The sequence below is a fragment of the Devosia sp. XGJD_8 genome, from assembly GCF_046614475.1.
GTDB lineage: Bacteria > Pseudomonadota > Alphaproteobacteria > Rhizobiales > Devosiaceae > Devosia.
The window spans coordinates 321,499-347,384 of sequence record NZ_JBKJHF010000001.1 but is presented as its reverse complement, the minus strand read 5'-3'; the positions used below and the strand labels follow the sequence as shown (position 1 = coordinate 347,384).

24 protein-coding genes are annotated in these 25,886 nt (G+C 66.2%); 10 read left to right on the top strand and 14 right to left on the bottom strand.

Annotation, left to right across the window (positions count from 1 at the left end; translation table 11 throughout):
- Positions 1-2 precede the first annotated feature (2 nt).
- The 11 genes from ACLI1C_RS01695 to ACLI1C_RS01645 form a co-directional block, all read right to left on the bottom strand.
- Positions 3-2,306 (bottom strand): Wzz/FepE/Etk N-terminal domain-containing protein, encoded by a 2,304-nt coding sequence (locus ACLI1C_RS01695; RefSeq protein ID WP_411395120.1) that lies wholly within the window; start codon positions 2,304-2,306, stop codon positions 3-5.
- A gap of 21 nt (positions 2,307-2,327) precedes the next feature.
- Positions 2,328-3,239: a glycosyltransferase family 2 protein gene (locus ACLI1C_RS01690; RefSeq protein WP_411395119.1), complete on the bottom strand. Its 912-nt coding sequence runs from the start codon at positions 3,237-3,239 to the stop codon at positions 2,328-2,330.
- Complete coding sequence (locus tag ACLI1C_RS01685; RefSeq protein WP_411395118.1) at positions 3,236-4,243, bottom strand: glycosyltransferase family 2 protein; 1,008 nt, start codon at positions 4,241-4,243, stop codon at positions 3,236-3,238. Before ACLI1C_RS01685 ends, ACLI1C_RS01690 begins: the two co-directional genes overlap by 4 nt.
- Positions 4,240-5,391: a glycosyl transferase family 1 gene (locus ACLI1C_RS01680; protein ID WP_411398183.1), complete on the bottom strand. Its 1,152-nt coding sequence runs from the start codon at positions 5,389-5,391 to the stop codon at positions 4,240-4,242. Before ACLI1C_RS01680 ends, ACLI1C_RS01685 begins: the two co-directional genes overlap by 4 nt.
- A 288-nt stretch (positions 5,392-5,679) precedes the next feature.
- Positions 5,680-6,624: an N-acetylglucosamine kinase gene (locus tag ACLI1C_RS01675; RefSeq protein WP_411395117.1), complete on the bottom strand. Its 945-nt coding sequence runs from the start codon at positions 6,622-6,624 to the stop codon at positions 5,680-5,682.
- Positions 6,621-7,286 carry an N-acetylmannosamine-6-phosphate 2-epimerase gene (locus ACLI1C_RS01670; protein ID WP_411395116.1) on the bottom strand — a complete coding sequence of 222 codons (666 nt, stop codon included), beginning with the start codon at positions 7,284-7,286 and terminating at the stop codon, positions 6,621-6,623. The genes ACLI1C_RS01675 and ACLI1C_RS01670 overlap by 4 nt, the downstream gene beginning before the upstream one ends.
- Positions 7,283-8,146, bottom strand: a complete 864-nt coding sequence (locus tag ACLI1C_RS01665; RefSeq protein ID WP_411395115.1) for a carbohydrate ABC transporter permease — start codon at positions 8,144-8,146, stop codon at positions 7,283-7,285. Before ACLI1C_RS01665 ends, ACLI1C_RS01670 begins: the two co-directional genes overlap by 4 nt.
- Complete coding sequence (locus tag ACLI1C_RS01660) at positions 8,143-9,063, bottom strand: carbohydrate ABC transporter permease (protein WP_411395114.1); 921 nt, start codon at positions 9,061-9,063, stop codon at positions 8,143-8,145. Before ACLI1C_RS01660 ends, ACLI1C_RS01665 begins: the two co-directional genes overlap by 4 nt.
- 186 nt (positions 9,064-9,249) lie before the next feature.
- Positions 9,250-10,491, bottom strand: coding sequence for an extracellular solute-binding protein (locus tag ACLI1C_RS01655; RefSeq protein ID WP_411395113.1), 1,242 nt, complete (start codon positions 10,489-10,491; stop codon positions 9,250-9,252).
- A gap of 49 nt (positions 10,492-10,540) precedes the next feature.
- On the bottom strand, positions 10,541-11,605 hold the full coding sequence (locus ACLI1C_RS01650) for an ABC transporter ATP-binding protein (protein WP_411395112.1): 1,065 nt from the start codon (positions 11,603-11,605) through the stop codon (positions 10,541-10,543).
- 158 nt (positions 11,606-11,763) lie between these two features.
- On the bottom strand, positions 11,764-12,615 hold the full coding sequence (locus ACLI1C_RS01645) for a MurR/RpiR family transcriptional regulator (protein WP_411395111.1): 852 nt from the start codon (positions 12,613-12,615) through the stop codon (positions 11,764-11,766).
- A gap of 214 nt (positions 12,616-12,829) precedes the next feature.
- Here ACLI1C_RS01645 and murQ point away from each other — a divergent pair, with 214 nt between their 5' ends.
- The 8 genes from murQ to ACLI1C_RS01605 are packed head-to-tail and all read left to right on the top strand — an operon-like array spanning position 12,830 to position 21,439.
- Positions 12,830-13,783, top strand: coding sequence for an N-acetylmuramic acid 6-phosphate etherase (gene murQ / locus ACLI1C_RS01640; protein WP_411395110.1), 954 nt, complete (start codon positions 12,830-12,832; stop codon positions 13,781-13,783).
- A gap of 21 nt (positions 13,784-13,804) precedes the next feature.
- The gene (locus ACLI1C_RS01635; protein WP_411395109.1) at positions 13,805-15,325 is read left to right on the top strand and encodes an ABC transporter substrate-binding protein; all 1,521 of its coding nucleotides are present in this window, start codon (positions 13,805-13,807) and stop codon (positions 15,323-15,325) included.
- A gap of 55 nt (positions 15,326-15,380) precedes the next feature.
- The gene (locus ACLI1C_RS01630; RefSeq protein ID WP_411395108.1) at positions 15,381-16,340 is read left to right on the top strand and encodes an ABC transporter permease; all 960 of its coding nucleotides are present in this window, start codon (positions 15,381-15,383) and stop codon (positions 16,338-16,340) included.
- Positions 16,340-17,179 carry an ABC transporter permease gene (locus ACLI1C_RS01625; protein ID WP_411395107.1) on the top strand — a complete coding sequence of 280 codons (840 nt, stop codon included), beginning with the start codon at positions 16,340-16,342 and terminating at the stop codon, positions 17,177-17,179. The genes ACLI1C_RS01630 and ACLI1C_RS01625 overlap by 1 nt, the downstream gene beginning before the upstream one ends.
- Positions 17,176-18,906 carry an ABC transporter ATP-binding protein gene (locus ACLI1C_RS01620; protein ID WP_411395106.1) on the top strand — a complete coding sequence of 577 codons (1,731 nt, stop codon included), beginning with the start codon at positions 17,176-17,178 and terminating at the stop codon, positions 18,904-18,906. Before ACLI1C_RS01625 ends, ACLI1C_RS01620 begins: the two co-directional genes overlap by 4 nt.
- Positions 18,903-19,892 (top strand): serine hydrolase domain-containing protein, encoded by a 990-nt coding sequence (locus tag ACLI1C_RS01615; RefSeq protein ID WP_411395105.1) that lies wholly within the window; start codon positions 18,903-18,905, stop codon positions 19,890-19,892. Before ACLI1C_RS01620 ends, ACLI1C_RS01615 begins: the two co-directional genes overlap by 4 nt.
- A 10-nt stretch (positions 19,893-19,902) precedes the next feature.
- Complete coding sequence (locus tag ACLI1C_RS01610; protein ID WP_411395104.1) at positions 19,903-21,024, top strand: anhydro-N-acetylmuramic acid kinase; 1,122 nt, start codon at positions 19,903-19,905, stop codon at positions 21,022-21,024.
- On the top strand, positions 21,017-21,439 hold the full coding sequence (locus ACLI1C_RS01605; RefSeq protein WP_411395103.1) for a GNAT family N-acetyltransferase: 423 nt from the start codon (positions 21,017-21,019) through the stop codon (positions 21,437-21,439). Before ACLI1C_RS01610 ends, ACLI1C_RS01605 begins: the two co-directional genes overlap by 8 nt.
- A gap of 3 nt (positions 21,440-21,442) precedes the next feature.
- Here ACLI1C_RS01605 and ACLI1C_RS01600 read toward each other — a convergent pair whose 3' ends face one another.
- The 3 genes from ACLI1C_RS01600 to ACLI1C_RS01590 are packed head-to-tail and all read right to left on the bottom strand — an operon-like array spanning position 21,443 to position 24,391.
- Positions 21,443-22,453, bottom strand: a complete 1,011-nt coding sequence (locus tag ACLI1C_RS01600; protein WP_411395102.1) for an NAD(P)H-quinone oxidoreductase — start codon at positions 22,451-22,453, stop codon at positions 21,443-21,445.
- 7 nt (positions 22,454-22,460) lie between these two features.
- Positions 22,461-23,450: a fumarylacetoacetate hydrolase family protein gene (locus tag ACLI1C_RS01595; RefSeq protein ID WP_411395101.1), complete on the bottom strand. Its 990-nt coding sequence runs from the start codon at positions 23,448-23,450 to the stop codon at positions 22,461-22,463.
- Positions 23,447-24,391 carry a DUF6282 family protein gene (locus ACLI1C_RS01590; protein WP_411395100.1) on the bottom strand — a complete coding sequence of 315 codons (945 nt, stop codon included), beginning with the start codon at positions 24,389-24,391 and terminating at the stop codon, positions 23,447-23,449. Before ACLI1C_RS01590 ends, ACLI1C_RS01595 begins: the two co-directional genes overlap by 4 nt.
- 102 nt (positions 24,392-24,493) lie before the next feature.
- Here ACLI1C_RS01590 and ACLI1C_RS01585 point away from each other — a divergent pair, with 102 nt between their 5' ends.
- Both ACLI1C_RS01585 and ACLI1C_RS01580 read left to right on the top strand, forming a co-directional pair.
- A complete protein-coding gene (locus ACLI1C_RS01585) occupies positions 24,494-25,285 on the top strand; it encodes a helix-turn-helix domain-containing protein (protein ID WP_411395099.1) in 792 nt (263 codons plus the stop codon).
- Positions 25,286-25,422: 137 nt separating this feature from the next.
- Complete coding sequence (locus ACLI1C_RS01580; RefSeq protein WP_411395098.1) at positions 25,423-25,884, top strand: tripartite tricarboxylate transporter TctB family protein; 462 nt, start codon at positions 25,423-25,425, stop codon at positions 25,882-25,884.
- The last annotated feature ends 2 nt before the right edge of the window (positions 25,885-25,886 follow it).

Below are 25,886 nucleotides of genomic sequence, written 5' to 3'. Positions count from 1 at the left end.
GCTTAGCGGGGAGCGGGTTCGACCGCGGTTTCCACCTGGTAGTAGCGCTGATAGACGTCGACGAAGCGTTCGACGCCGCCCACCTCGCTGTAGCGGGGCAGCTTCTTGAAATCGACCTTGTTGAGCACGACGCCGAGCACTTCGCCCGACAGGCCCGGCTCGCGCTCGATGAGCGTGCGGACGAGGCGCCGCGGGGTCTTGCCCCATTCGGCCAGCAGGATGAAACCGTCGGTCCAGGGGAGCACGGACATGGCATCCACCACCGGCCCAAGCGGGGGCAGGTCGATCACCACATAGTCGAATTCGCGGCGGGTTTCGGCCAGGAATGCCTGCATGGCCGAGGAGGCGAGGAAGTCGTTGGTCCGCCCGACGACACCGGAGGTGTTGGCCGGGATGGTGACGAGGCCGGTCTGCTCATCGGTGATGGCGATGTCGCGCCAGGCCTTGCCTTCGGCCAGATCCATCAGGCCGAACTCTCCGGCACTGCCGATCAGGCGGCTGGCACCGGGCTGGCGCAGGTCGGCATCGACCAGCAGGACCTTGCTGCCGCTGCCCACCAGCATTTCAGCGAAGGACACCGCGAAGGTGGACTTGCCCTCGCCCGGCAGGACCGAGACGATGCCGACGACACCGCCGCCGCCCTTGCGGGAGGAACGCAGCGCCAGCTTGGCGGATTTCAGGGTTTCGAGGAACGGGGTGGACGGCATGTTGCCGCCGCGCCCGGCGACCTGATTGCGCAGGAAGCGGTGGATGAGACCGGCGCGCTGCCTGCTGTCGCGCCCCGACTTGCCCAGATCGAGCGCCGGCAGATAGCCCAGGAAGCGCAGGCCCAGTTCCCTGCTGACCTGGGCGCCGGTGCGGAAGGCGCGCTCGCGCAGCTCGTTGATGGCGCCAAAGCCCAGTCCCATGAAGAGGCCTGCGAGCAGTGCAGCGGCCAGTACGATCATGGTGCGCGGGCTGGAGGGCGCTTCGGGCAGCAGGGCCTCAGTGATCACCCGGACGGCGGGAATCGGGAAGGACTGCTGCTGGACGGCCTGTTCGTAGCGGCTGAGGAAGGAATTGTAGAGAATGCCCAGCGCGGTCGAGCGCTGCTGCAGTTCGGTCAGCTCGACCTGGGCCTGGCCGATGTCGCCGACCGCCTGGCCTTCGCTGGTAATGTCCCGGCGCAGGCCGATTTCCTGCTGCTGGGCAATTTCGAGCCGGGTGAGATATTGTTCGTTGAGGCCCTGGAGCTGGGCGAAGATCTGGCTGTTGAGGGCGGCCAGTTCGGCATTGAGCGCCACCAGTTGCGGGTGGTCGGAGCCGAAGGCGCTGGTGACCTGGGCGATGCGGCTGACGAGATTGGCATGCTGGGTGCGCAGATTTGCACTCTCGGCGCTCACCTCTTCGGCCTGGGTCAGCAGCGCGACGCTGTTGGCCGCCGCCTCGGGGCCAGCGGCGATGACAGCCTGCAGCTGGTTGGACTGCGCGCGGATGCGGGCTGTCTCGGCCTGCGCTTCGGCGAGCTGATCGGACAGGGCCTCGATACGCTGATTGCTCAGGGCGCGGTCCTGATCGACCGAAAGGCCGCTTTCCTCGCGGAACTGCTGAATAGCCTGATTGGCCTCGCGCTGGCTGGCACCGATCTCGGCCAGCCGCTGCTGCAGCCAGTCCGCCGAGGCCCGTGTCGCATCGAGATCGGCATTGAGCTGATCCTGCACCACGGCATTGGCATAGGCCCGGGCAATGCGCTGGGCGAGCTCGGGCGAGGCCGCCTCGTAGCCGACGCGGATAATGGAACTGCGCCCCATGCGATCGACCTGAACATCGGCCCGCAACATGCCGGCCACGTCATCGACGCTCGCCTGCGGGGGAGCGGCATTGGTGGCCTCGCTGCCGCCCAGAATGGGAGAGAGCAGCCCGGCAACAATGCCGCGCAGCCGCCCGGTGAAGGAGGGCGGCGGGCTGAGGAATTCTGCATCGGTGGTGAGACTTTCGGCTTCGGCCACGGCCGTGGCGATGCGGCTCGAGCGCAGTACCTCGATCTGGTTGAGCACCTGCGATTCGAGTTCGACAGCGCTGACCGAGACGGCGGCGTCATCCACGACCTGCTCGAGATTCTTGTCGATCAGGATCTGCCCGGCGGAGACATAGCTGCGGGGGGCCAGCACCAGATAAAGCGCGGCCAGCGCCAAGGCGATGCCAAGGCAGAGGGTGATGACCCGCGCCTGCCGGCGCAGCAGGGCAAAGACCCGGTCGAGGTCGATGAACTTCAGGTCCGATGGTTGCGGCGCCATCGATTCGGGATTGTAGCCTCGTTCAAGCATATCTCGCCTCCGCGGCGTCAATCAGGGTGAGTGGGGCGCCTGGCGCGCGGCGCCATCGCCATAGTGGACGGCCTGGCGGACGCCCATGATGCCGCCGACGACTCCCATATGGAGCACGGCGCGCAGCAGGTTCTTGCGCCGGCCGATGGGCGAAAATGCGGTCGCGCCGGCCATGGCGACGCAATAGCTGGCCTTGGCCATGGCGATGGCCGCAGCCGGCAGGCGCGCGCCGCGCAGCAGCATGCCGTGGGTCTGGCCCATGCGCAGCCGCCGGCGGATCAGCCAGGCCATGGCGGCCCGCTCGGCCGGCACGGGTTCATAGACCAGCGCCCCGGGGGCCTCGGCAATGGTGCCGCCCAGCGCGGTCAGGCGGTGGAAATAGTCGGTGTCCTCGCCGCCGGACTGGCCCAGGGCCAAATCGAAGCGCAGTGCGGCGAAGGGCGCGGCACGCCGGATCAGCACATTGCAGGTATAGCCGGTGCGGATGGCGCCATTGACCCTTACGGGCAAGGTGGAATGGAAATCGCCCTCGACCATCCAGGCGGGCGTTCTTGTGTCATAGACGGCGCGAACCGGTCCGAGCACGGCATCGGCGCGGGTGAGGCGGGCGGTGTCCAGCAGCTCGCCGAGCCATTGCGGCGAGACGGTTTCGTCATCGTCGATAAAGGCCACATAGTCGGCCGAGGCCGCATCGAGGCAGGCATTGCGGGCGATGCAGATATTGGCAGCCGGGGCGTGCAGGTAGGTGATCGGCCAGCGGAAATCGCGCGCCATGGTCTCGACCAGGTCCTGGGCCGAGGGCGAGGCGTCATTGTCGGCGATGATGACGCGGATATCGACATCGCCAATGGCCAGCGCCGCCAGCGAGTGCAGCGTCTCGGCGAGGAAGGGGCGGCGGAAGGTGCAGATGCAGATATCGACCGAGGCCATCATGCCACTCCCATGCGGGGCCGGGCAGTGGCGGTGCGCGCCAGATGCAGCCAGAAGCCGGCAGACCAGGCGAAATGCATGATCATGGCCGCGACGCCAACCAGCGGCGCCAGCACTATGGGCAGGCCATATTCGGCGAAATGCTGGCGCGTCGCCACGGCGCCGAGGGCAAAGCAGGCGAGGCCCCAGGCCGCCATCGGCACCAGAAAACCCCAGTGGAAGACGGACAGCACGGCAAGCAGCACGGCCGGCAGAATGACCAGCGGCAGCATCTGGCGCGCCCGCGGCCGCATACGGTGCTTGAGGATATTGCGCGCCCTGCCCCCGCCATAGCCGAAATACTGCCGGAACAGGCCGGAAGCGGTGGCGCGGGGGAAATAGGTCATCGACGTCGCATCGGTCAGCCAGACCCGATAGCCCGCCTGGCCGAGACGATAGTCGAGCTCGGCATCCTCGTTGAAGCGGAAGGTTTCGTCATAGCCGCCGACGGCGCGATAGGCCGCAATGCTCATCAGGGCGTGGTGGCCGTGGTCCACGTGCTGGGCGGACTTGCCGGTGCGATGGGCGGAGCCGCCGGTGCCGACCAGCGAGTTCTGCGCCGTGGCCACGGCGCGCTGGAAGGTGCTGCGGCCCACCGTGGTCATGGGCACGACGATGCTGTCGACGCCCAGCCGTTCGGCCTCTGCCACCAGGACGCGGCAATAGTCGGGCGGGTATTTACCATGGGCGTCGATGCGGATGACGTATCTGGCGTCGCCGCCATGCTCGGCAACGGCCAGGTTCATCGCGGCGCTCTGGATGCGCCGGGGATTGTGCAGCAGGGTGACGCGGCTATGGCGCGCCGCCACGTCGGCGGCGATGGCCTGGGTGCCGTCAGTGCTGCCACCGTCGGCCACCACAATCCGGGCGTCCATTGCCTCGGCCTCGACAAGCAGGTCATCGAGCAGGCGCCCGATATGGCGCGCCTCGTTGAGAGTCGGCACGACGATGAGACAGGTATTGGTCATGCGGCCTCCGTCAGCGATTGCCTGGCTGTCTTGAGGCTGGCGAGCTGGTCAACAAGGGTCCGGCAATTGTCGGCCGTTGCGGCGAAATGCTCGGGCGGCAGCGCTGCGACCGCGCGAGCCAAGGTGGCGAGGCGTTCGGGGGTGAGCCCGCCCAACATGGCGCGCAGCGTCTCGGGCGCAATGTCGGGCAAGACGATGCCGATGCCGTGGCGTTCGACGAAGGCAGCGGTCTCCGTGCCGGCCAGCGCCACGGGAATGGCGCCATGCAGGCACCCTTCATAAATGCGGTTGGGCAGCAGCCATTGCGAGTTCTGCCCGGCCTCGAAGAAGTCGATGGCCCAGGCGAGGTGGACGTCGGAATAGATGGCGGGCAGATCGTCCGGATTCCGGTAGGGCCCCTCGAAGTGCAGGTGCGGACGGCCTGCCACCGCGGCGGGAAAATCGTCAAATTCATTGAGCGCCGGCCGGCCGCGCAGCACGACCTCGACCTTGCCCTGCATCGCCGTGGCAAGGCCATCGAGCGCGGCAAGCGAGCGGGCGCAGCGCAGCGCGCCGAACCAGCCGATGCGCAGGGGTGAGCCGGCGGCAGACGCGGCAAGCGCTGGATTGGCGCCCCGGGCACCACCATCCCACAGTACCTTGTTTTCGACGACCTGCGCCGGGGGCGCGCCGTGGATGTCGAAATAATTGCGCAGAAAGGCGGGCGAACTGGTGATGAGGAGCGACGCCTTCTTGCTCCAGTGCTGCTCGGCAGCGCGCATGGCCGTGCCGACGGCATCCTGGCGCAGCATCAGCCGGTGGATATCAAGGCACTCGTAGACCATAGCAGGGCTGCCGGCCCAGTGGTCCTGCAGGCGGCTGGCCAGAGCCAGCATTTCGAGATTGCGCGCGATGATCAGATCGGGCTCCTGCAGCCGGGTGACCCAGCGCCGCAGGCCGGCCGAGGCGCGCACGGTTGCCGTCAGCCGCTGGACGAAGCGCGCGTCGAAGGTCTCATCGAGTTCGAGATAGGTCCCCACATCGAGGCGTGGCACGGCCGTGCCGGCCCGGCGAAAGCCGACGACATCGATGGTGGCGCCGCCGAGGCGCAACATGTCGATCCGCCGTGCAGTGGCGGGGTCCGCCAGATTGGGGACGAGATAAAGCACTTTCAGCAACGACGCGTCTCCTGTCGCAAGCGGTGGCCCGGCTTGTGGCGGTGTGTAGCGGGTTGCTCGCAATTGCTCGCGAACAGGGCACAGCCAGGGGCTGTTGGTGTTGCGGCGCCCTGCCTCCAGGGACGCTCACATGTCGTCCGCGCAAGTAGGAACCGTGAGGGGCGCACCGTCAATGCGGGCGGGCGGGCAACTGAACTGCGGTCAGTGCATGCCTGAAAAAGGGCTCAATTGTCAGGGTTTGGCGCCAGCAATTGCCGCCAGCATGCTGGCGGAATGCTGCTAGTTTGCAGGCAATTGCCTGGTCAGCAGGGCCATCCAGGCGCGGTGCCTGCCCGCCTGCAATTGGGCAGCCGCCAAAGCGGCATCGCCTTCGGCCCGGCTCACATCATGGCCGGCGAGGCTGGCGGTGATTTCGGCGAAAATGGCAGGATGCAGGTCGAGCACGCCACCCACGAAGCGGAGGGGGTGCTCACCGGCGCGCGACAGCAGCGCGGAGCCCAGCTGGGCGAGTTCGACGCCGGCCTGGCGCAGGATGGCGAGGGCCAGTTCATCGCCCTCCCCGGCCGCCCGGCCGACGGCGACGGCCAGGGTGCCGATGCGGCCCCGATCGCCGCCATAGATGAACTGGCGGACGTCATGCCACTCCCGGCCGCCGACCAGTGCGAAGAGATGGTCGGCGAGGGGCTGGGCTGCGGCGAAGCTGCCGTCGCGGTCGAGGATGCGATAGAGGCGATCCAGCGCCTCAAGGGCAATCCAGCTGCCCGAGCCGGCATCATCGATCAGGATGCCGCGGCCGCCGACGCGAACCGTGTCGCCAGCGGCCGTGACATGAATGCCGATCGAGCCGGTGCCGGCGGAGACCAGATGCCCCTGGCCCGGCGCGAAATGGGCGACATAGGCGAGGACGATATCGTCGATGAGAAGGATGGCGGCCGCGTCGACGCCGAAGATGGCCTCGACCAGTGCCGCGACCTCGGTGGCGACGGCCGAGCCGTAGCCGGTGATGCCTGCCGTGATGCTGCCGGGCTCCAGGCCGGCATCGCCAAGCGCCTGCCGGACGGCGCGCAGCACGGCATCGAGGCGGTGGTTCTCGGCCGGGTTGAAGATGTGGCCGGTGGCGCCGGAGACCTTGCCGCGGCCCAGGATTTCGCCATCGGGCGTGCAGGCGACCCAGCGGCTGGCCGTGCCGCCAATATCGAGCCCGAGATGGACGGGCCGGCTCATGCCGGAACGCCGGCCTGAACGAAGAGACGGGTGATTTCGCGCGGATTGGTGATCATGGTGCCCACAACAACGGCATGGGCGCCGGCATCAAAGGCCTGCCGCACCAGTTGCGGGGTATTGTAGCGGCCCTCGGCCACAACCGGCACGGAGAGGCGCGAGGCCAGCGTTTCGAGCAAATGCAAATCGGGTGCCTCCGGCCGGGGCTGGGTCACGTCGATATAACCCGAAAGCGTGGTGGCGACATAGGTGGCGCCCCAATCGGCGGCGGCAAGGCCCTCGTCGACGGTCGAGATGTCGGCAAAGACCTCGGCGCCCAGTTCCTCGCGGATGCGGCGGACCAGCCGCCCGGGGTCCTCGCCGTCGCGGGGGCGCGGGGTGCAGTCGAGCGCGACAATGTCGGCGCCGGCCGCGACGATAGCCTCGGCGGCGGCGAAGTCGGGCGTGATATAGACCGGGTAGCGGTCCGAAAAGACCTTGTGGATGCCGATGACCGGCAGGCCGGCGGCCCGGACCGCGGCGATATCGTCAGGCCCATTGGCGCGGATGGCCACGGCGCCGCCATCGCGGGCGGCGAGCGCCATGGCCCCCATGAAGAGAGGACCGTGCAGGGGATTGTCCGCCCGCGCCTGGCAGGAGACGACGAGACCGCGAGGCAGCCTCACTTGACGGCGCCCGAGGTCATGCCGGCGATGAATTGCTTCGAGAGCACGATATAGATGATGATGATGGGCGCCGCCGAAAGCGTGAGCCCGGAGAATAGCACGCCCCAGTCGGTGGTGTATTCGCCCATGAAATTGGTCAGGCCCTGCGGCAGGGTCTTGAGATCGTCGTTCTGGATGAAGACCAGCGGGAAGAAGAAGTCGTTCCAGATCGGCACGACATTCTGGATGCCGGCAATGACCATGGCCGGGCGCACCAGAGGCAACATGATGGACCACATGATGCGGGCCTCGCTGGCGCCATCCATGCGGGCGGCATCTTCGAGCTCGCCGGGCAGGCTGCGGATGAAGCCGGTCATGATGAAGACCGTCGTGGGCAGGCCCATGGCCGTATAGACGAAGATCAGCGAAAGCTGGTTGTTGAGGATCGAGAGGTCCCGCATCAGCATGAAGAGCGGGATGATGGCGAGCTTGAGAGGCAGCGTCAGGCCGGCCAGGAAGAACATCAGGATGAAGTTCGAACCGGTAAAGGCATAGCGCCCCAGCGCATAGGCGGCCATGGTCCCCAGCGTCAGGATCAGCACCATGGAGGCGCCGGTGACGACGAAGGAATTGAGCAGGTAGCGCAGGAAATTGGTCTCGTTCCAGATCTTGAGGAAGTTCGCCACCTGGGTGAAATCGGGAATGGCGAAGGGCGACTGGAAGATCTGCGGCGTGGTCTTGAAGGCCGAGAAGACCATGATGATGATGGGCGCCAGCATCAGGACCGTGTTGGCGATCAGGATGATCTGCAGCAGGCCATCGCGGCCCAATGTGCCCATGATGCCGCGGCGGTCGTAGTAGCTCGCCTGTGCCGTGCTCATACCTGAATCTCCCGGGCGCGCAGCCGCAGGGTCATGACGGTGGCGAAGGCGGCGATGAAGATGAAGATCAAGACGGCCAGCGCGCTGCCCAGGCCGAAATCCTGCTGGCCGGCCGACACGTTGCCGAAGGCGGTGCGATAGAAATAGAGGCCCAGCACGTCGGTGGAGCCATAGGGCGAGCCATCGAGGCCCGCCATGATGTAGGGCAGCTCAAACCAGTTGAAGGCGCCCACGAAGAGCAGGGTGAAGACGATGGTGGCGCTGGGGGCGACCAGCGGCCAGACGATCTTGGAAATCTTGACCCATTCGCTTTCGGTTTCCATGCGCGCCGCATCGAGGATTTCACCCGGAATGCGCTGCATGCCAGCGAGGAAGACCAGGGTGGGAAAGCCCACCATATGCCAGGCCTGGGCCGCGATCAGCGCCCAGAGGGCGGTGGAGCCCTGACCCAGCCAGGGCTGGGCCAGCCAGTCGAGGCCAATGCCGCGCAGGCTGATATTGACCACGCCGAACAGGGGATGAAGGAAGAGCTTGAACAGGTAGGCGACGATGATGGTCGACAGCACCACCGGCAGGAAGACCGCGATGCGGTGGAAGCGGGCGCCGGGCAGCTCGCGCCAGAGGGCATAGGCGAGGAGGAACCCCAGCCCGTTCTGCAGCACCATCAGCGCAAAGAAGACGATGACATTGTGGGTGAAGGCATTGATCGTCCAGCTGCGATAGGGCTCGACGAACAGCACGGTGTGGAAGTTTTCCAGCCCGACGAAATCGCCCCGACGCAGGCCCTGCCAGTCGAAGAAGGCATAGGCGAAGGCCGAAATGATCGGATAGACGATGAACAGGGCGACAAAGGCCAGCGGTGGCACAATGAGCACCGTGATCCAGAGGCCGCGGCCGGTCATCCGAAGGTGGGGCATTGGGGTCTCGCTTGCTTGCGGGGCTCGGCGACTGCCGCCACCCCCACCCGGCCTCCCCCTGAAGAAGGGGGAGGAGGCGTTCTGCGTGTTGGGCAGCATCCCCTCACACCCACCGTCCGTTCCTCCCCCTTTGAGGGGGAGGTCAGGTGGGGGTGCGGGGGAGCCGAGGGCGGAGGGAGGGCCGCCTTACTTCTGGAAGGGCTCGTACCAGGCGGCGAGGCCGGTGGTGAGGGCTTCACCAATGGCTTCGGGCGTGGTTTCGCCGGCGAAGAGCTTCTGCATTTCGCCCTGGATCAGCACCGAGCCGGAGGGCTCGCCATAACGGAAGTGCGCCAGCATCAGATAGGGGATGGAAGACTGGTTGAGCTCGTTGACCTCGGCCAGCAGGGGATTGTCGAAGGTGACGCCCGGAATGGTCGAGATATTGCTCAGCGTGTTGGCGAAGGCCTGGCCGAATTCCTGGCTGGCCAGGTAGTTGAGGAACTTGATCGAAGCTTCCTTGTTGGCGCCGGCGGCATTGGCTGCATAGCCGCCGTCGAAGTAGAGACCAACCAGCTTGTCATCCTCGACCGTCTTGCCGGGGGCCGCGAAGACGCCCAGTTCGATATCGGGGTTCTGGGCCTTGAAATTGGCGACCTCATAGGAGCCGCCGATGAACATGCCGGCCATGCCCGAGGCAAAGAGCTGCTGGGCGGAGGGGTAGTCGAGGCCGATGAAGCCATCGGGGAAGTACTCCGCAGCGACTGCGGCAACCTCGCCCAGCGCGCCGGTGAAGCGCGGGTCGGTGAAATCGGCGGTGCCGGCCATCAGCTCGTCGTAGAAGGCCTTGCCCATCAGGGAGGAGCCGAGGCCGAATGTGACGGTCTCGTTCTGCCAGGCGGTCGCGGTGCCATTGGCAAAGGGGATGACGCCGGCATCCTTGAGCGTCTGGCTGGCGGCGACCAGTTCATCCCAGGTCTGGGGTTCGGCAAGGCTGTTGGCGTCGAAGATGGCCTTGTTGTAGATCACCAGTTGGGTCTGGCTGGCAAAGGGCACGGCATAGACCACGCCGTCCGAGCGCATGCTTTCGGCGGCAAGCGCGGGCTCGGCGAATTCGGCCAGAGCCGGGACGGTTTCGGTGCTCAGCGGCTCGAGATAGCCAGCGGCCGCGACGTTTTCGAGCCCGCCATAGGCGCGCACCATCATGACGTCAGGACCGGTGCCACCGGCCAGGGCGGTCGAGAGGATGGTATTGTAATTGGCGGCTTCGAAGGTCTCGAACTTCACCGTGATGCCGGGATTGGCGGCTTCGAACGTGTCGATGAAGGTTTCATAGGCGGCACGGTCTTCCTGGCGCCAGCTCCAGAATGTCAGGTCCTGGGCGAGTGCCGGGGCCGCGACGAGCACGGCGCATAGCGCAGCGCCGATGCGGATCAGTTTGGTCTTCATGGTGTTCCCTCTCCTTGTGACTTTGTTTTTCATGGACTGTGCCGGTGCCCTAGGGCTCCAGCCGCCGGCCATCAGCGGCGGAAAAGTAATGAGCCGCGCCCGGCGCCACCGTGATGGTGACCAGTTCATCGGGCGCAAACAGATCGTTGGGGGTGGTGCGGGCCGACAGCAGGGTGTTGTCGGCGAGGCGCGCATAGACATAGGCGTTGTCGCCCAGATATTCGGTATAGACCACGGTGGCGGTGAGCCCCTCGCCCCCCTGCCCGCGCTGCAGCTGCACCGCATCGGGCCGCAGGCCCAATTTGAAGGCCGAGCCAGGCGGCAGGGCACCCGTCGCCACCGAGCCGCCATTGGCGACGCCGAGGCGATCACCATCGCGCGTGACATCGACCAGCGTCATGCGCGGCGAGCCGATGAAGGTGGCGACGAAGGTATTGGCCGGGGTTTCATAGAGCTGGCGGGGCGAACCCACCTGCTCGATGCGGCCGGCATTCATCACCACGATCTTGTCGGCCAGGGTCATGGCCTCGACCTGATCGTGGGTGACGTAGATCATGGTGCCGCCGATATCGCGGTGGAGCTTGGCGATCTCCAGACGCACATCGGAGCGGAGCGCGGCGTCGAGATTGGACAGCGGCTCATCGAGCAGGAACACGTCGGGCTTGCGCACCAGGGCGCGGCCGATGGCGACGCGCTGGCGCTGGCCGCCGGAGAGCTCGCGCGGCTTGCGCTGCATCAGCGGCTCGAGGCGCAGCATGCGCGACGTCTCGGCAATGCGGCTTTCGACCTCGGCCTTGTCGAGGCCCATCAGGCGGGCGCCGAAGGCCATGTTTTCGTAGACATCCATATGCGGGTAGAGCGCGTAGGACTGGAACACCATGGCAATGCCGCGGCGCGAGGGCGCGACGTCGTTCATGCGGTGGCCATTGAGGAAGAATTCGCCCTCGCTGATCGGGTCGAGCCCGGCAATCAGGCGAAGCAAGGTCGACTTGCCGCAACCGGACGGGCCGACAAAGACGACGAATTCGCGGTCACCGATTTCCAGATCGATGCCATGCAGCACATCGGTGGTGCGAAAGCGCTTCCTGATACCGCGCAGCGAAAGCTGAGCCACTATGCCCTCCGTATGCTCCCGCGCCATGCGGGTCCCTCGCCGTAGCTCTCCCTCAAGAGCGTCAACATGGAATACTAAATTCCTATTTTTGATAGTGTCAAGAATATTATATTTTGCACAGGGTGCGCGAAATTCGGAAGGACCGGGCCTGCGCCGGTTCAGCGGGTCTTGAGGACGGTGACCGCGGTCTCGCTATTGTGGATGTAATCGGGCGCGTCGGCCTGGCGGCGCACCAGAAGGATGAACAGCATATCCATCAGCATGAGCTGGGCGTCGCGCGAGGTGATGGCGGAGGAGCGCACCCGCTCCTCGTCGGCGACGGTGAAAAGATGGATATCGGCGAGGTCGAGCAGAGGATTGGGCTGCAGGCCGGTGACGGAAATGACGGCCGCGCCGCGCTGCTTGGCGACTTCGGCAATGCGCAGGGTTTCAAGGCTGCGGCCGGAATGGGAGAGAGCCAGCAAGGCATCGTCGGGGCCAAGGCCCGAGGCATTGGCCACCTGGATATGGGTATCGCTTTCGATCAGCACGGTGCGGCCGATCTTGAGCAGCTTGTAGGAGAAATCCCTCGCCACCAGGGAGGAGGCGCCGACGCCGGCAAGCTGGATCTTGCGCGCCCGGGTCAGGGCATCGAGCGCCCGGTCAATGGTCTGCTCGTTGTTGGCGGCGGTGGTTTCGCGCATGGAGAGCAGCTTGCTGCCGATCAGCTTCTGCAGGATCGTCATGTAGCTGTCGCTGCTGTCGATGGAGCCGTGGATGATGCCGCCCGGCGCCTGCCATTCGAGGGCCCTGGCCTGGTTCACCGCCAGCTTGAGCTGCTGATAGCCGGCATAGCCCATCTTCTGGCTGAACTTGACCACGCTGGACTGGCTGCGGCCCGTCGCTTCGGCCAGCCCCTGGGAGGACAAAGCCAGCATGCGCTCGGGATGATCGATGATGAACTGCGCAATCTGCCGGTCGGCCTGGGTCATGGACTCCAGCTTGGCGCCAAGTACCTTCAGGATGGACATGTTTCCCCCATACCGCATTTCAGTCGAGACGAGCCGGCCGGCACGACTAGGGCCGAAGCGCCCGGCAATGCAATGCCGGGGCCCGGCAAATCCCGCCCGGCGCCGCTAGCCAGTGTGCCGCACTGCAGGCGCATTTGGAATACAATATTCCAAGATTGATTGACATCCGGAATATTGGCTCATAGCATTCCCACCAGATTTGAGTGAGGGCACTATGGCAAGAAGCATCTTGATGGCAGAGCTCGACCAGCTCGTCTCGGAGGCTCGCAACCCCGCCACGATGCAGATCGACCTGATGTCGACCACCGAGATCCTGGCTGCCATGAACAGCGAGGACACCAAGGTCGCCGAGGCCGTCAAACGCGAGCTGCCGCAGATTGCCACCGCCGTGGACCGGATCGTCGAGGCCTTCCAGGCCGGTGCGCGGCTGATCTATATGGGCGCGGGCACCAGCGGACGGCTCGGCGTGCTGGATGCTTCGGAATGTCCACCCACATTCGGCGTGCCCGAGGGCATGGTGATCGGCCTGATTGCCGGCGGCGACCTGGCCCTGCGCCACCCGATCGAGGGGGCCGAGGACGATCGCAACGAAGGCCAGAAAGACCTCGAGAAGATTGCACTCACGGCGCAGGACGTCGTGGTGGGCATCGCGGTCAGCGGCCGCACGCCTTATGTGATCGGCGCGCTGGAGCATGCCAAGGCGGTGGGAGCCACGACGGTGGCGCTGTCCTGCAACCCGGACTCCACCATTGCGCGCCTCGCCGATATCGCCATTTCGCCGGTGGTGGGACCGGAGGCGCTGACCGGCTCGACGCGGCTCAAGTCGGGCACGGCGCAGAAGCTGGTGCTCAACATGCTGACCACGGCCAGCATGATCCGCATCGGCAAGACCTATCAAAACCTGATGGTGGACGTGAATGCCAGCAATGAAAAGCTGCTGGCACGGGCGGTCCGCATCGTGATGCAGGCGACCGACTGCACGCCGCAACAGGCAGAAGCCGCGCTCGAACTGACCGACAATGACGTCAAGCTGGCCATCCTCGTGCGGCTGACCGGGCTCGACGTCACGGCGGCACGCAATACGCTGCAATCGGCGGGCGGCTTTTTGCGCCGCGCCATCGAGGGCAAGGGCGCACAATCAATTGAAATGTCCGCCGCCAAAGGCTGACATGGACCTGGAGGGAATGAAATGATCTGGACCAATTCACGCAAACTGGCCGCGGGGCTCGCCATCGCGACCGCCCTGTCGAGTGTCGCTGTCGCCCTGCCGGCCCAGGCCGCAACCCTGCGCATGGCCTGGTCGCAGGACGCCACCGGGCTCGACCCGCACAAGCAGACGGCCTTTTCGTCGCTGCGCCTGCTCGAACTCATCTATGAGCCGCTGGTGCGGCTCGACCCCGAGCTCAATATCGTGCCGGCCATTGCGGCGAGCTGGGAATTTGCGCCCGATGCCAAGACGCTGACCTTCAAGCTCGACCCCAATGCCAAATTCTCCAATGGCGAGACGGTGACGCCGGCCGACGTCAAGGCGTCGTTCGAGCGCGTGCTCGACGAAGCCACCTCGGCCGCGGCGCGCTCGAACTTCCTCTCCATTGCCAGCATCGATACGCCTGACGACGAGACGGTGGTGTTCAACCTCAGCACGGCTGATGTGCCGATCCTGGCCGCCATGGCCAATATCAACGCCGCCATCGTGCCGGCCAGCGAGATCGCGGCCGGCTCGATCGGCACCACGGCGCTGGGCTCGGGCCCGTTCAAGCTCGACAGCTGGGAGCCCAATGCCAAGGAAGTGCTGAGCGCCAATCCCGAATGGGCCGGCGGGGAGCTGGCCATCGACGGCATCGACGTGACCGTGCTGCCGGACGAAACCGCCATTCTCGCCTCGCTGCGGGCCGGGCAGATCGATTTCGCGCTGATCAACGATCCGCTGATTGCGACGCTGGTGCCCAACGAGCCCAACCTGCAGCTCAACCGAGTGGGCGGGCTGGCCTATAACGTGCTGCAGCTCAATCCGTCGCGCCCGCCGATGGACAACCTGCTGGTCCGCCAGGCGATGTCCTGCGCGATCAACCGCCAGGAAATCATCGATGCGGCCTTGGTGGGTGAAGGCGTCGTGACCGGGCCGATGACCGTGCCGGCCTTTGCGCAGGATCCCAATTCGCTGTTCTGCTACGAGCAGGACGTGGAGAAGGCCAAGCAGCTGATGGAAGAGGCCGGGATGGCCGAGGGCTTCACCGCCACCGTGATCGCCGCGACAGGCGAGCCGCCGGTTGCGGCATCGGAAGCGCAGGTGCTGCAGGCGCAGCTGGCCGAGATCGGCGTCACGCTTGAGATCGAGATGATGGAGCTCAATGTCTATGTCGACACTTGGCTCAAGGGTGATTTCGACATGGCCGTGGCCCAGAATGGCGGCCGCCCGGATCCCTATCCGATGTATAACCGCTACTTCACCAAGGAAGGAAATCTGCTGGGCGTGTCGAACTTCGTCGACGATACGCTCGACAGCCTGATGAAGCAGGGCCAGGCCGAAACCGATCCGGCCAAGCGCGTCGAAATCTTCCAGGAATTCGAGCGGCACCTGGCCGAGCAGGCACCCTGGCTGTGGCTGTCGACCTCCTACACCTATACGGCGCAGCTCAAGACCGTGACCGGCTTTGAGCCCTCGCCCACCGGCACGCTGTTCGGCCTCACCAAGGTCGCCATCCAGTAGCGTTTACCGGGGCTGGCCGACGGCCAGCCCCCACTCCTTCAGAGACCCCGGTCCGATGCACTATCTGGCACAGCGCCTGCTGACATTTCCGCTGATCCTGCTTGGCGTATCGGTCCTGGTCTTCGTGTCGATCCGGCTGATCCCCGGCGATGCCATCACTGCCATGCTCGGCACCGAGGCCGGCATGCTGACCCCCGACCAGCGGGCGGCGCTGGCCAGCTATTTCGGCATAGACCAACCGGTCTGGTCGCAATATCTGCGCTGGCTGGGCGGCCTGCTGCAGGGGGACCTGGGCATTTCGACCATCTATGCCCGCCCGGTCTTCAGCATCATCCTCGAACGTTTTCCCCTGACGCTGGAGCTGGCGCTGCTGGCCATGCTGATTGCGCTCAGCATCGGCATTCCGCTGGGCGTTCTGGCGGCCACCCGCAATGGACGGCCCAGCGACCTCGGCGTGCGCCTCCTAGCCATGCTGGGGCAATCTACCCCCAGCTTCGTGCTGGGCATCATGATCATTTTCGTGCTGTCGGTGGCGTTCGGCGTCGTGCCGCCAATGGGGATATTCACCCCGCTCTGGCAGGACCCGCTTGCCAATCTCAGCCAGCTGATCTTTCCCGCCATCACGCTGGGCTTTGCCTTTGCCGCCTCCGTCACCCGCATTTCCCGCTCGGCCATGCTCGACGTACTGAGCGAGGACTATGTGCGCACCGCCCGCTCCAAGGGCGTCCCGGCGCTGAGCGTCGTCTGGCACCATGCGCTGCCCAATGCGCTGATCCCGGTGGTGACGCTGTCGGGCGTCGAGTTCGGTTACCTCCTGGGTGGCGCGGTGATCGTCGAGCAGATCTTTGCCCTGCCCGGGCTGGGGCGGCTGGTGCTCGATGCCATCAGCCAGCGCGACTATGCGCTGGTGCAGGGCACGGTGATCTTCATTGCCTTCAACTTCCTGGTGGTCAACCTGCTGGTCGACCTGGCCTATGCCGCGCTCGACCCGCGTATCCGGCTGGGAGGCAAATGATGGCCATCATCAGCGCCTTGTTCCGCCATCCCTCCGGCCGCATCGGCATGGCGATCATCGTCGTCTACCTGCTGGCGGCACTATTGGCCGCCATTGGCCTTACGCCGCATGACGCGCTCAAGATGTATACGATCGACCGGCTCAAGCCGCCGAGCCCGACCTTCTGGATGGGCACGGACCTGCTGGGCCGCGACACGCTGAGCCGGCTGATGCTGGGCATCGGCCAGTCGCTCAACATTGCCTTTGCGGCCGTGGCCTGCGCGACCATTGCCGGCTCGGTGATCGGGCTGCTCGCCGCATGGTGGGGCTCGCTTTGGGACGGCATCCTGATGCGGCTGATGGACGTACTGCTGGCCTTCCCGGCGATCCTGTTGGCGCTGCTCATCATCGCCATTGTCGGCCCGGGGACCTTTACCAGCGTCACCGCCATCGCGATCGTCTATACGCCGATCTTTGCCCGGGTGGTGCGCGGCCCGGCCCTGTCGCTCAAGCGCCGCGACTTCGTCGATGCGGCGCGGACCTTCGGCAGTTCACAATTCTATGTGCTGACCCGGCACCTGCTGCTCAACCTCGTGGCGCCTCTGGCCGTGCAGGTGACGCTGGCGCTGGCCTGGGCCTTGCTGACCGAGGCGGGGCTGTCGTTCCTGGGCCTGGGGACCCAGCCGCCGACGCCGTCGCTGGGCCTGATGCTGTCCGAGAGCAAGAACCTGATGCAGCAGGCGCCCTGGCTGATGCTGTTTCCGGCGCTGACCATCATGCTGGGCATTCTGGGCTTCAACCTGACCGGCGATGCGCTGCGCGACATTCTTGATCCGCGCACGCAGGGGAGGAGCGCATGAGCCCGTTGCTGGCTGTCCGCGACCTGCATGTCGGCTTCGGCCGCGACCCCAAGGCCAATGAGGTGGTGCGGGGCGTCAGCTTCGACCTTTCCGCCGGCCAGACGCTGGGCATCGTGGGCGAGAGCGGGTCGGGCAAGTCGGTCACGGCCCTTTCGATCAACCGGCTGGTCGACTTTGGTGGCGGGCGCATCACGGGTGGTTCGATCACGCTGCAGCGCGCCGATGGCAGTGCGCTGGATATTACCGGGGCCACCGAAAAGACCCTGAGGCAGGTGCGTGGCCGCGATATCGGCATGATCTTTCAGGAGCCGATGACCTCGCTCAATCCGGTGCATACTATCGGTGCGCAGATCGAGGAAGCGCTGCGGCTCAATCGGGGCCTCACCGGCCAGGCGGCGCGGAGCGGCGCGCTGGACATGCTCGACCGCGTCCGCATTCCCGATGCGAAATCGCGCCTGGGCTATTATCCGCACCAGCTGTCGGGCGGGATGCGGCAGCGCGTGATGATCGCCATGGCGCTGGCCAGCAGCCCGCGCCTGCTGATTGCGGACGAACCGACCACGGCGCTGGACGTGACCGTGCAGGCGCAGATCATGGCGCTGCTGGCCGAACTGCGCGAAGAGACCGGCATGGCGATGATCTTCATCACCCATGATATCGGGCTAGTAGCCGGCATTGCCGATCGCATCATGGTCATGCAGGGGGGCCTCGTCGTCGAGCAGGACGAGACCGACGCCGTGCTCGACCGGCCGCAGCATGACTATACGATGCACCTGCTCAGCGCGGTGCCGCACTTTACCGCCGGCAAGGCAGCGCGCAGCGATGGGCCGCGCGGCACGGGAACCAAACCCGTTGTCGTGGTCGATGACCTCGTGGTGCGCTTTCCGGTGGGCCGCAATCCGTTCCGCCCAGCGGGCGCCGTGCATGCCGTGGATGGCGTGGATTTTGACCTGATGCCCGGGGAAACGCTGGGGATCGTGGGCGAGAGCGGCTCGGGCAAGTCGACCACGGCCCGCGCCATATTCGAATTGACCGAACGGAAGCGGGGGCGGCTCACCGTCACCTCCAGCCGGTCGCGCCGGCCGATCCAGATGGTGTTCCAGGACCCCTTCGCCTCGCTCAATCCACGGCTCAATGTCGAGGCGCTGCTGGCCGAGCCGGCCATCGCCAATGGGCAGCGCAAGGACGCGGCATTGCGGGAGCGCATGACATTCCTGCTCGACCGGGTGGGCCTGCCCGCCGATGCGCTGACGCGCTATCCGCACCAGTTTTCGGGCGGCCAGCGGCAGCGGCTGTGCATTGCCCGGGCGCTGATGCTCAATCCGGACGTTGTGGTGCTGGACGAGGCGGTGTCGGCGCTCGACGTCTCGGTGCAGGCCAAGGTGCTGGACCTGCTGATCGACCTGCAGCGCGAATTCGGGCTCGCCTATCTCTTCATCTCGCATGACATGGCCGTGGTGGAACGCATCGCGCACCGCATTGCGGTGATGTTTGCCGGGCAGATCGTCGAGATCGGCAATGCCCAGGCGGTGCTGTCCGATCCGCAGCATAGCTATACCAAGCGTCTGATTGCCGCCGTGCCAGCCATCGAGCGGCGCAACCAGCATTTTTCGCTCGATGCCACGCAGGTGCCTTCGCTGGTGCGCCCGCCAGGCTATGAACCACCCGAAGCGGCGTGGCGGCAGGCCGGTGGCGATCATCAGGTGCGACTGGAAACGGTGACATGAGTTTTGCTGAACAGTTCGAGCGGGGATTTGCGCCGCTTGCCGCCTCGATCGAGACGGGCCGCATCCCCGGCGGCGTGCTGGGCGTGGTGGATGCACAGGGCAATCGGGCGGTTCGTGCCATGGGCGCCGCGCAACTGGTGCCCGAGCGGCGGCCGATGACGGAGGAGACCTGGTTCGACCTCGCCTCGCTGACCAAGGTGCTGTTCACCACAGAACGCATCCTGGCGCGGGCGGCAGAAGGACGGATCGATCTCGATGCGCCGCTTATCAGCGTGCTGCCCGACTTCCGGCAGTACAATCCGGACAATTGGGAGCGGCGGATCACCTTCCGCCAATGCCTGGGACACCAGACGCCGTTTCCGGCGGTGTTTCCGCTCTATACCTATGGCCGCGATCCGGACCTGCTGCGCACCTTTCTGCTGCAGCACGAATGGAAAGCCGGCCCCTCGGTCTATTCCGACCTCAACTTTCTCCTGCTCGGCCTCGTGCTGGAGCGGATCGAGGGCCGGACCATTCGCGCCTTCGATCCGGGTCCCGGTTTTGCGTGGGCGGCCGATCCGGCGCAGGCGGCGGCGACCGAGGACTGCACCTGGCGCCATCGCGTGCTGGTGGGCGAGGTCCATGACGACAATTGCTCGGCGCTGGAAGGCGCCGGCCATGCGGGGCTGTTCGGCACTGCGGACGCGATCCTCGATTTTGCCGCGGCGCGGCTCGGCGATAGCGATGCCGGCGCCCTGATCCGCACGCCGCTTTCGGCGCGGCGCACGCATGGCTGGGAACGGCCCTATGAGGGCTGGTCGGGCGGGGAGCACTGCTCGGACAGCACGATCGGCCATACCGGTTTTACCGGCACGGGCCTGTGGATCGACTTTGCGCGCGGCCATGCCTGGACGCTGCTCACCAATCGCGTGCACCCCACCCGCCACTTCGACAGCGGCATCGTGGCGCTGCGGCGCGCGGTGGGCGATTTGATCAACAGCAAGTAGGAGACGCAGGATGGAGCCGATCTGGGCCGTTGGATTGATGACGGGAACCGTGCTCGATGGCTATATCGACGTGGCCCTGCTGCGCACCGATGGCGAGACCATAGAAGAGTTCGGTCCCTATACCCTCGCCCCCTATCCGCAGTCGATTCGCAGCCTGCTCGAGGAAACCCTGCGCCAGGGCCTCGTCTGGCAGTTCGAGGGGCCCGAGCCCGCCATCTTTGCCGAGGCCGAGGAGGCCATTACCCGGGCCCAGTCCGCCGCCGTGGCCGACCTCGTCCGCGCTGCGGGGCTTGAACCGGCCGATATCGGCATTGTCGGCTTTCATGGCCAGTCGGTGCTGCATCGGGCGCCGCAGCCGGGCCGCATCGGCGCCACGCGGCAATTGGGCAATGGGCAGCTGATGGCGAACCTGCTGGGCATCCGCGTCGCCTATGACTTCCGCTCTGCCGATGTGCGGGCCGGTGGCCAGGGCGCGCCGCTCGCCGCGCTCTATCACCAGGCGCTGCTGCGCCGACTGGGCTATGTCGATGGCCGCACCGCCGTGCTCAATCTGGGCGGGGTGGCCAATATCACCTGGTGGGATGGTGCCGACCAGCTCATTGCCTTCGATGTCGGGCCGGCCAATGCGCCGATCAACGACTTCATCCGGGGCCTGGGCCTGGGCGACATGGATCGCGACGGGCAGATGGCGCTGCGCGGACAGGTCGACGAGGCGCGACTGGAACGGCTGCTGACCCATCCCTATCTCAGCGCGCCCTTTCCCAAATCGCTCGACCGCTTCGACTTTTCGGCGCGCATGGCCGACGGGCTTGGCCCGGAGGACGGCGCGGCGACGCTGACGGCCTTTACCACCGGCGCGGTCGGCAAGGCGCTCGACCTGTTGCCCAGCCGGCCCGAGCGGCTGGTGGTGTGCGGCGGTGGGCGGCACAACCCGGCCATCATGGCCATGCTCGCAAAACGGGCGGGGGTCGAGGCGGTTTCGGCCGACACGCTGGGCCTGCGCGGGGATGCGGTGGAGGCGGAGTGCTTCGCCTTTCTGGCGGTGCGCGTGCTGCGCGGAATGCCGATCAGCTTTCCCACCACGACCGGCGCGCCGCATCCGATGACGGGCGGCCAGCTGAGCCATGGGTGAGCTTGCCGTCACCGTCACCAGCCAGCCCGATGCGGCCGAGCTGGCGCAGATCGGCGACAACCTGGCCAGCTTCAACGAGAGCGATGTCGGGCCCGCCGGGCGCCAGGCCATTGCCGTGCTGGTGCATGCAGAGGGGGCGCTGGTGGCAGGCCTTTCGGGCTATACCGCCTGGGGCTGGCTCTATGTGCAATGGCTCTGGATCGCCGAGGCGCAGCGCGGACAGGGCCTTGCCGGAAGGATGCTGGCCGAGGCAGAGGCGGAAGCCCGCCGGCGCGGCTGCCACGGCGCCTATATCGATACGTTCAACCCACAGGCGCTTCGTGCCTACCAGAAGGCCGGCTATACGGTGTTCGGCACGCTGGCGGACTTTCCGCCGGGCCGCAGCCGCAGTTTCCTCTCCAAGCCCCTGACCTGAGCCCTAGCGAACCGGCCGCTCCCCGGCCAGGTCCGGGCGCATGAGCAGGACGACCTTGCCGATCTGGGCATTGGCATCGAGCATGGCATGGGCGGCCTGGACCTCCCCCAGCGCAAACTCGGCATGGATGCGGGTGGTCATGCGGCCATCGGACAGCAGGGGCCAGACATTGGCGACCAGCGCGGCGGCAATCCGGCCCTTATATTCGGGCGGGCGCGGGCGCAAAGTCGAGCCGGTCAGGGTCAGGCGGCGGCGTACGAGATCGCGCGTATTGACCTCTGACAGCGGAGACTGGTGGCTGGCGATCAGCACCAGGCGGCCATCATAGGCCAGCAGGTCGAGCTGGGTCTGGATATTGGGGCCGGCCTGGGCGTCGAGGGCGACGTCGATACAGTGCTCCCCGGCCGTGGCGCGGATCTGCGCGGCCCAGTCATCGCGATAGCTGAAGACAGCGTCGGCGCCGGCGGCCTGGCAGACCGCGCGCTTTTCGGGACTGCCGGCCGTGGCGAAGACGCGGGCGCCGCGGAGCTGCTTGGCCATCTGGATGCCGGCGAGGCCAACGCCGCTGCTGCCGCCCTGCACCAGGAGCGTTTCGCCCTGCCCCAGCCGGCCGAGCCAGATGATGTTGTTCCAGGCCGTGAAGAAGGCCTCGGGGAGCGAGGCGGCCTCGACGAAGCTGAGGCCGGAGGGCACGGGCATGCATTGCAGCGCCGGGACGACGACATAATCGGCATAGGCGCCGCCATTGGTGAGGGCGCAGACGGCGTCCCCCACGGCAAAGGCCTCGACGCCCGCCCCCACGGCCGCGATGCGGCCGGCAGCGTCGAGGCCGGGAATGTCGGTCGTGCCGGGCGGCGGCGGATAGAGACCGCGGCGCTGCTGGATATCGGGCCGGTTGACGCTGGCGGCGTAGATCTCCAGCAGGACTTCACCCGGGCCGGGTACCGGCATCGGGCGATCGACGATCGCCAGGACTTCGGGCCCGCCGGGCCGGGTTATCTCGACAACACGCAAGGCTGGTTCAATCCTTCCAGTCGTGGCGAATGGTGCTGGTCAGGCGCCCCAGGCCTTCGATCTCGATATCCATGGTGCCATCGATCTGGTGCATGTTGACCGAGCGGTGGCCATCGGGGAACTTGCCGACACCCTTGGCGGAGGTACCGAAGCAGATCACGTCGCCGGGCTCCAGCGTAAAGTAGCGGCTGGCCTCGGCCACCACCTGCTCGATCTTGAAGCGGTAGCTGGCGGTGGAGTCGACGGCGAAGGGCTCGCCATCGAGCCAGCCTTCGACCTTGAGCGCGTTGGGGTCGGCCACTTCATCGGCGGTGGTGATCCAAGGCCCCATCGGACCGAAGGTGTCGGTGGCCTTGGAGCGGGCGTGATAGACGAAATAGACGTCGTTGTCGTCGGGGCCGTGGCGATTGCGCCAGGACAGGTGATGGTCGCGCATCAGGTGCGGCTCGCGCGTCGTGGCGATGGAATCCATGCCGAACTTCATGCCATGCGAGGTGACATCGTTGACGATGGTGTAGCCGAAGAGCGCGGTGCGCGCCTCCTCGTCGGTGAGGTCCTTGCAGCGGCGACCGACAATGCCGGCCAGCTCGAGCTCGGGAATGGTCTCGCCATAGTGCTGCTTCATGATGATGGCCTTGCCGTGCCCGACCAGGCTGGAAGGGGCCTTGAAGAAGAAGTTGGGCACGCCCGGATCCTTATGGGCGGCCTTGCGGATGCCCATATTGTTGAAGGCGACGCCGACGATCTTGCTGGGATTGGGCTGCGGCGGGAGCCAGTCGAGCCTGGCCGGATCGAGCAAATCCACCCCGCCCGCAGCGGCCAGCGCCCTGGCGGCGCGTTCCAGCTCCGGCTTGCCCGCTTCGATGAAGTCATTGAGGCTCATCGGCGCGGCGCCGAGGCCGGCATGGCGATAGAGGGCTTCGAGCGTGGCGGCCTGCTCGCCGACCTTGGCGATCAGGGTCTTGCGGCCATCGAGAATGACGGTTCCGAGTTTCATATGCGGGCCTCCAGGCCAACCAGTTTTGCGGGATTGTCGCGCACCATGGTGGTGACATCGGTTTCGGTGAAGCCGAGGCCCAGCAAGAGGGCGACGGCCTGGCGCAGGCCCTCGACCGGGCTCGGATTGTCGACCTGGCCGAGATCGGAGCCGATCGAGGAATTGGCGACGCCGGCGGCCTCGATATGCTGCTTGAGTTCGGCGGGCGAATAGGTGTTGAAGCGCGAGTCCACATAGAGACAGGCGGACTGCTCGACCACGGCGCCAAGCGCCGCCAGCTCGGCCGTATCGGCATGGGTGAAGTGAAGCCCATACATCGGGTGGTTGATGACCAGACGCTTGATGCCGCGCTTCCGCGCCTCGTCGAACAGGACCCAGATTTCGGCGACATGCAGATGGCCCGACGACAGGATGGCGTCATGGGCGGCGATCATGTCGAGGATTTCGCGGACCGTGTCGAGCAGGTCGCCATTATCGTCGAGGACGGTGAGGGGCCGTGGCTTGCGGAGCTGGATATTGGACTTGAGCTTGCCGCCCCGGTGGTTGGACCGGATGTGGTTGGCGGCATGGGCGGTGGGCATGAAGACCATCTTCGTGCCGCTCTTGAGATGGAAATCGACCACGGCCGGATTGAAGCCGCCGGTGGAATTGTTGAGCACCAGCGAGCCATACATGGCCACGCCATGGTGCGAGAGGAGCCGCTCCATGATGGGCAGGAACGGGCCGACCGAATAGTGGTGATCCTTGAACAGGATGCCGCGCAGGCCAGCCGCGGCGGCCTGTTCGACCGCCTCGAAATGATCGAGCTGGCGGGCCATGGTGGACGGGCCGGAATGGACATGCAGATCGACGGCGCCCTGCAGCAGACGGTCGATGGTGGCGGGGTCGATGCCGGCGATGATCTGCCTGGCTTCGGCTCTGTTGTCGTCGTTCTCAGCCATCTTTCACGGCGCTCCCTGCTGGACTGCGCCGACCTATCCACCCTTGCGTGTGACGGACAAATCCACTCTATTTCGTTTCCGGCAGGCGGAAAGTGACTGAGAATGGCTGAGCGTGACGAGGATGCGGTGCGGGCCGCGAGCCGGGTTCTGGCGGTGTTGCAGGCGATGAACCGGGAGCCGCATTCGACGCTGCATTCGCTGCATGGGGCGACCGGCCTGCCCAAATCCACGCTGGTGCGGCTGCTGAAGACGCTGACAGCCGACGGCTATGTGAGCAGCGATCCGCGGCATGCCGGCTATCAGATCACCTCGCTGGTGACCTCGCTCAGCAGCGGCTTTCACGGCGACCCGCTGGTGGTGGAGGCCGGGCGCGCCTGGGCCATCGGGCTCAGTGCGGAATTCAAGTGGCCGGTGGCGATCGCCGCCTTTGACCGCGATGCGGTCGTCGTGCGCTATTCGACGGTCTATGACAGCCCGATCTCGCCGTTTCACGCGACCATCAACATGCGGCTGAGCCTCTTCACCCGGGCATTGGGACGGGCGTACCTGGCGTCGTGCAGCGACGAGCAGATCGACACCATGATCGCGCGCGCCGGATCGGGCGATTCCCTCGAAAGCGCAGAAGCCAGGGAGCATGACCGGGTGTGGCGCATGGTGCGCACCACGCGCGACCGCGGTTTTGCCATGCGCGACCCCAATGTGGAGCCGCGCACCTCGGACACGATTGCCGTGCCGATCTTTGCGCGCGGCGTGGTGCAGGCGAGCATCGGCATGACCTATTTCCGGGCGGCCACCAATGCGTTCGGCTCGCGCGATGCGCTGGTGGCAGCGCTGAAGCGGGCCGCAGAGGGGATCGGCGCCGAGGTCGACCGGCTGACCGCACACCAGAAGTAACCGCGACTTTCCGCCTGGCGGAAACCACCCCGGCCGATATTGTTCCGCAACCGCCCAACGGCGAGTTTCGCGCAGGTCAATCGGGCTGGGTGTCGCTTCGCAATGAGAACACCGCGCCAACCGGGAGGGGGCCCCTCATGACAATGAATTCAGAACTGCTCACCGCACTGATCTTTCTCTTTTTTGGCGCCGTCGCGGTGGTCGTCGGCTGGGGTTATGGCCTTGGCGATCCCTCGGCGCTGGGCTCCGGCGCCATGCCGGTGCTGGCAGGTGGTGCGCTGGTGATCCTGGGCACGGCCCAGCTGTTGCGCACGCGTGCCGCGCACCGCGCCGGCGAGCGCCTGGCCAGTGCCTTTCCACGCACCGAACTGCGGCCCTTGCTGATCATTCTGGCCGCCATCCTGGCCTTTGGCGTGCTGATCGACCGGGTGGGGCTGATCCCCGCCCTCACCGCGCTCATCGCCATCAGCTGGTTCGCCGAGACGGGCGGGCGCTGGCGGGAGCTGGCCCTGGTGCTGCTGGCCGTGGTGACGCTGATCGTTGCCATCTTCTATTTCGGGCTGGGCATTCCGTTCCGCCTCGTCGCCTGGAGGTTCTGAGG